This window comes from Nocardia sp. NPDC060220, assembly GCF_042727815.1.
Taxonomy (GTDB): domain Bacteria; phylum Actinomycetota; class Actinomycetes; order Mycobacteriales; family Mycobacteriaceae; genus Nocardia.
In genome coordinates, this window is the sequence record NZ_JBHWZY010000431.1 from 1 (window position 1) to 5808 (window position 5808).

A 5808-nucleotide genomic window follows, 5' to 3' on the forward strand; every position below is an offset into this window, starting at 1 on the left:
CCACAGCCCTGCAAGGTTGGGTACACTTTCGACCTCCGGCGGTGCTCCTTTGGCTGCGACGCCCCCCCGCCGGCACCCGGGGGGGGCGGCTTCGCTGCGAGTGAGCGGTGCTACGGTCGAAATATGGCGTCCAAGAACGATATCCAGCATCGGATCGTCACCGCGTTGCAGCGGCGACTGAATCCGATACTGGGCAGACTGCCCGGTCAGCAGTTGCTCGAGACGGTGGGGCGGGTGAGTGGGCAGCCGCGGGTCACCCCGATCGGTGGTCGGCGCGTCGGCGACGAGTTCTGGCTGGTCTCCGAGTTCGGGGATCGCTCGCAGTATGTGCGCAACATCAAAGCCGACAACAAGGTCAGGGTGCGTCTGGGCGGACGCTGGTACCCGGGGACCGCCGTGCTGCTGCCCGGGGACGACGCGCGGGCCAGACTGCGGCAGTTGCCGCGCTACAACAGCACCGCGGTGCGGGCGTTCGGTACGGACCTGCTGACGATTCGGGTCGACCTGGATCGTTAGACCGTCCAGGACAGCCAGAGGGCGCTGTGGGGCGCCATGGTGACGGTGGCCGAGGCGGGGTGACCGTGGCTGGGGGTGTCGACGGCGGTGACGATGCCGAGATTGCCGATGCCGGAGCCCGCGTATTCGTGGGCGTCGGTGTTGAGGATCTCGTGCCAGGGGCCGGGGTGGGGCAGGCCGATGCGGTAGTTCTCGCGGAGGGAACCGGAGAAGTTGAACACGGCCGCCACCGCGCTGCCGTCGGTGCCCCAGCGGAGGAAGGCGAAGACGTTGGCGGTGCTGTCGTCGGCTTCGATCCAGGAGTGGCCGCCGGGGGTGGTGTCCTGGGTCCACAGCGCGGGGTGGGCGGTATAGGTGCGATTGAGATCGGCGACCATTGTTGAAATGCCCTGGTGGAGTGGGTTGTCCAGTTCCTGCCAGTCCAGGCCGCGATCGTTGTCCCATTCGCGGAACTGGCCGAATTCCTGACCCATGAACAGCAGTTGCTTGCCGGGGTGGGCCCACATGTAGGCGAGCAGGGTGCGCACGCCGCTCGCCTTGGCGAAGTCGTCGCCGGGCATGCGGGTCCACAGGGTGCCTTTGCCGTGCACGACCTCGTCGTGGCTGATCGGCAGGACGTAGTTCTCACTCCATGCGTAGACCAGTGAGAACGTCATCTCGTTGTGGTGCCAGGAGCGGTGGATCGGGTCGCGACCCAGGTAGCCGAGGGTGTCGTGCATCCAGCCCATGTTCCACTTCATGGTGAAACCGAGGCCGCCGACGTCGGTGCCGCGGGTGACGCCGGGCCAGGTGGTCGACTCCTCGGCGATGGTGACCACGCCGGGATGGGCGCCGTGCACGGTGTCGTTGAGTTCCTGCAGGAACTCGACCGCTTCCAGATTCTCCCGGCCGCCATAGATGTTGGGCTCCCAGCTGCCGTCGGGGCGGGAGTAGTCCAGGTACAGCATCGAGGCGACGGCGTCGACGCGCAGGCCGTCGATGTGGAATTCGGAGATCCAGAAGGCCGCGTTGGCGACCAGGAAGTTGCGGACCTCGTTGCGCCCGAAGTCGAAAACGTAGGTGCCCCAGTCGAGTTGCTCGCCACGGCGCGGGTCGGGGTGTTCGTAGAGTGGGGTGCCGTCGAAACGGGCAAGTGCCCATTCGTCGCGGGGGAAGTGCGCGGGGACCCAGTCGAGCAGTACCCCGATGCCCGCGTTGTGGAGGTGGTCGACGAAGTAGCGGAAGTCGTCGGGACTGCCGAAACGTGAGGTCGGGGCGTAGTACGAGGTGACCTGGTACCCCCACGAGCCGCCGAAGGGGTGCTCGGCGACCGGCAGCAGCTCCACGTGGGTGAATCCGGTCGCACGGATGTAATCGGCCAGCTGGTGGGCCAATTCGCGGTAGTCGAGGCCGGGTCGCCAGGAACCGAGGTGGATTTCGTAGGCGCTCATGGGGGAGCGGACCGCGTCGGTTTTCGCGCGTCGGTCGAGCCAGGCGCTGTCGGTCCACACGTGGTCGGTGCCGGCCACCACCGAGGCGGTCGCGGGGGAAACCTCGGTCGAAAAGGCAAGGGGGTCCGCGTGATCCACGACGCGGCCGTCGGCGCCGTGGATCCGGTACTTGTACCGCGTGCCCGGCCCGACGCCGGGCACGAACACCTCCCACACACCGGAATTGCCCAGCGCCCGCATCGGGGCCGAGGTGCCGCTCCAGTGGTCGAAATCGCCGAAGACGGTGACGCCGCGGGCATTCGGGGCCCACACCGCGAAGGAAGTGCCGTCGACTTCGCCGTCGAGGGTGGTGTAGTGGCGCGGGTGGGCGCCGAGAACCTCCCAGAGGCGGGTGTGCCTGCCTTCGCCGATGAGATGCAGGTCGAGTTCGCCGACGGTGGGCAGGAAGCGGTAGCCGTCGGCGGAGATCACGGTCTGGCCGCCGGGGTACTCGGCGCGGATGCGGTAGTCGTCGATCTGCGGATACGGCAGGATCGCGTCGAAGATGCCGTGGCCCAACGATTTCAGCCGATGTTCGGACTCCCCGACGAGCACCGTCACAGTGTCGGCGTGGGGGCGCAGGACACGGACCGCGGTGCCGTCGGCGTGGGCGTGCGCGCCGAGGACGGTGTGCGGGTCGGGATGGGTGCCCGCGGCCAGCAGCAGGAGATCGCGGCGCTTCATCACAGTGTCTCGCGGTAGGCCAGCGGTGCGCGGGCCGCGGCCGGGACTGCGGGCAGTGACAGGATGTGCGCGACCGCGCGCGTGGGGTCGAGGCGCACGAAATTCTGCTGGCCCCAGTGGTATTCCTCGCCGCTCACCTCGTCGAAGACCACCGGGTGGTCGTGCCATTCGCGGCCGATGGCGGGGAGATCTAGTGAAATGTGGCCCTGCTCGGCGGCATAGGGGTTGAGGTTCACGATGACCAGCACCGCGTCGCCGGTGGCCGGGTCGACCTTGGAGTAGGCGATCAGCGCGTCGTTGTCGACGTGATGGAAGTGGATGCAGCGCAACTGCTGCAGCGCCGGGTGATTGCGGCGGATCTCGTTCAGGCGGGTGAGCCACGGTTCCAGCGATTCACCGCGTTCGAGGGCGCCGGCGAAATCGCGGGGACGCAGTTCGTACTTCTCCGAATCGAGGTACTCCTCGCTGCCCTCGCGGACCGCCTCGTGTTCGAACAGCTCGAAACCGGAGTACACGCCCCAGGTGGGGGAGAGGGTGGCGGCGAGGGCGGCGCGGACGGCGAACATGCCGGGGCCGCCGTACTGCAGGCTCTCGTGCAGGATGTCGGGGGTGTTCACGAACAGGTTGGGCCTGGCCTCGTCGGCCTTGGCGGCGATCTCGTAGCCGAACTCGGTGAGTTCCCACTTGTGCACGCGCCAGGTGAAATAGGTGTACGACTGGCTGAAGCCACGGCGGGCCAGGCCGTAGAGGCGGGCCGGGCGGGTGAACGCTTCGGACAGGAAGATCACGTCGGGATCGGTGCGGCGCAGCTCGGTGATCAGCCACTCCCAGAAATCGGCGGGCTTGGTGTGCGGGTTGTCCACGCGGAAGATGGTGACGCCCAGCGAGATCCAGTGCCGGACCACCCGCAGGATCTCGGCGTAGAGACCGTCGGGATCGTTGTCGAAGTTGACCGGGTAGATGTCCTGGTACTTCTTCGGTGGGTTCTCGGCATAGGCGATGGTGCCGTCGGGCAGGGTGGTGAACCACTCCGGGTGGGCGGCGACCCACGGATGGTCGGGGGCGCATTGCAGGGCCAGGTCGATGGCGACGTCCAGACCGAGAGCGGTTGCCTCGGAGACGAATTCGGTGAAGTCGCGCTCGGTGCCCAGCAGCGGGTGCACGGCATCGTGTCCGCCGTCCGCCGAGCCGATGGCCCAGGGGGAGCCCACGTCGCCGGGTTCGGTGGTGAGAGTGTTGTTGCGGCCCTTGCGATTCACCTCGCCGACCGGATGGATCGGCGGGAGGTAGACGACATCGAACCCCATGCCGGCGATGCGGGGGAGTTCGCGGGCCGCCGTGGCGAAGGTGCCGTGGATCGGGGCGCCGTCGGCGTCGCGGCCGCCGGTGGAGCGCGGGAAGAACTCGTACCAGGAGCCGACCAGGGCGCGGCGGCGTTCGACCAGGACCGAGAACTGGGTGCCGCGGGTGACCATCTCGCGCAGCGGGGTGGCGCGCAGGATCTCGGCGACCTCCTCGGAGAACGCGGGCGCGACCCGGGCCGGGAGTTGTTCGTCACCGCGCAGGGCGGTGGCGGCGGCGCGCAGGCGTTCGAACTGCTTCTTCGGGACGGCTTGGGCGGCGCGTTCGAACAGGACGGCGCCGATCTCGAGGTCGTTGGCGAGGTCGGCGGCGGACTGGCCGACCGACAACTTCGCCTCGACCGCGCTTCGCCAGGTGGCGAGGGGGTCGCTCCAGCCTTCGATGCGGTAGGTCCACACGCCGGGGAGGTGGGGGGTGAAGAGGGCGTTGAACACGTCGGGCTGGTAGTCGGGCGTCATCCGGATGCGGGTGATCCGGGAGGAGCCGGGGGCGCGGACCGCCAGGGTGGCGGCTACCGCGTCGTGACCCTCGCGCCAGACGACGGCGCGGACAGGGAACACCTCGCCGACTGCGGCTTTGGCCGGGCGGCCGCCGGGAATGGACGGGGCGATGTCATCGATGGCAATCCGGCCGGTCACTCGGCTAACTTACTGCACTTTCGCTGGGTGGGGAGCGTCGGCGGCCGGGGGAGGACGGGGTGTTCAGCGGGTGTCCGCGGCCAGGCCGAGGCCGAGGGCCACCAGGATGGCGGCGAGGGTTCGTTCCATCCGTTGGCGGATTGCCGCGCGGCGCAGCCAGGCGCCCGCTCGGTCGGCGGCCAGCACCACGCCTACGCACCAGGCGCCGTCGACGACGACCTGGATGGTGGCGAGGATGAGGAGGGTGGGGATGACGGGGCCTTCGTCCGGGAGGAACTGGGGCAGGATCGTCATGCCGAAGACGGCGGCCTTCGGGTTGGCGGCGATCGAGATCAGTGAGGCGCGGAAGGCGGCGGCGGGCGAGTTGCCGCCGGGCAGTTTCGCGGTGAGCGCGGCGCCGAACTCGTCGTGGTGGCCGCGGGCGTGGCGCCACGACTGCACGCCGAGCCAGATCAGCACCGCGGCGCCGACGACGTGCATGGTGGTGTTGAGCCAGCGGTTGGCCGCCAGCAGGATCGACAGCCCGGTGCCGCCCGCGAGCGTCCAGCCGAGAATGCCGATCTCGTTGCCCAGTACCGCGGCCAGACCTGCCGAGCGCCCGTCGCGTACCGATCGCTGCAGGAACAGCGCCGTCGCGGGTCCGGGAAGCGCGGCCAAGATGATGGCGGCGACCAGGAATTCGGGCAGGACATCGACCCAGTGCGGCATCGGTGCATGGTGACACGGAGTGCCGGGGTATGGCGAACGGATTTCGTGGGGTCAGGCGATGCGCAGGCCCGCGAGGAGGCGATCGAGGGCGGCGATGGTGTCGGTGAGCGCGCCGGGGGCGGTGGTGGTGGCCAGCCACAGCGCGGCTTCGTTCATCGCGCCGGAGAGCAGTTGGGTCAGCGGGGCGATCGGTTGCGGAGCAAGGACACCGGCGTCGACGAGGGTTCGCAGGGCTTCGTCGAGGTGGCGAGCCGAGTTGGCTTCGTCCATGGCCCGCCATTCGTGCCAGCCGAGGACGGCGGGGCCGTCGATCAGCAGGATGCGCTGGACACGGGGGTCGGCGCAGGCTCGCAGGAACGCGGCGCAGCCGGTGGTGAGCTGCGTCCAGGGGTCGGACTCGGTGTCCGCGGCGGCGGCCACCTGCGCGCCCA

Annotated in this window: 4 protein-coding genes and 1 pseudogene; 1 reads left to right on the plus strand and 4 read right to left on the minus strand. The window is 69.1% G+C overall.

What is annotated here, in order from left to right:
* The first annotated feature begins 123 nt into the window (after positions 1-123).
* Entirely contained in the window at positions 124-516 is a 393-nt protein-coding gene (locus ACFWF3_RS21585; RefSeq protein ID WP_378996688.1) for a nitroreductase/quinone reductase family protein, read from the plus strand.
* Here ACFWF3_RS21585 and glgB read toward each other — a convergent pair.
* From glgB to ACFWF3_RS21605, 4 genes and pseudogenes are all read right to left on the minus strand, one after another.
* Positions 513-2669: a 1,4-alpha-glucan branching protein GlgB gene (gene glgB / locus ACFWF3_RS21590; protein ID WP_379315029.1), complete on the minus strand. Its 2157-nt coding sequence runs from the start codon at positions 2667-2669 to the stop codon at positions 513-515. The genes ACFWF3_RS21585 and glgB overlap by 4 nt on opposite strands.
* On the minus strand, positions 2669-4669 hold the full coding sequence (locus ACFWF3_RS21595; RefSeq protein WP_379315030.1) for a maltotransferase domain-containing protein: 2001 nt from the start codon (positions 4667-4669) through the stop codon (positions 2669-2671). The genes glgB and ACFWF3_RS21595 overlap by 1 nt, the downstream gene beginning before the upstream one ends.
* Positions 4670-4732: 63 nt before the next feature.
* Positions 4733-5377, minus strand: coding sequence for a LysE family translocator (locus ACFWF3_RS21600; protein WP_379315031.1), 645 nt, complete (start codon positions 5375-5377; stop codon positions 4733-4735).
* A gap of 51 nt (positions 5378-5428) precedes the next feature.
* Positions 5429-5808 (minus strand): annotated as a pseudogene (locus ACFWF3_RS21605) (TetR/AcrR family transcriptional regulator); the annotation flags it as partial.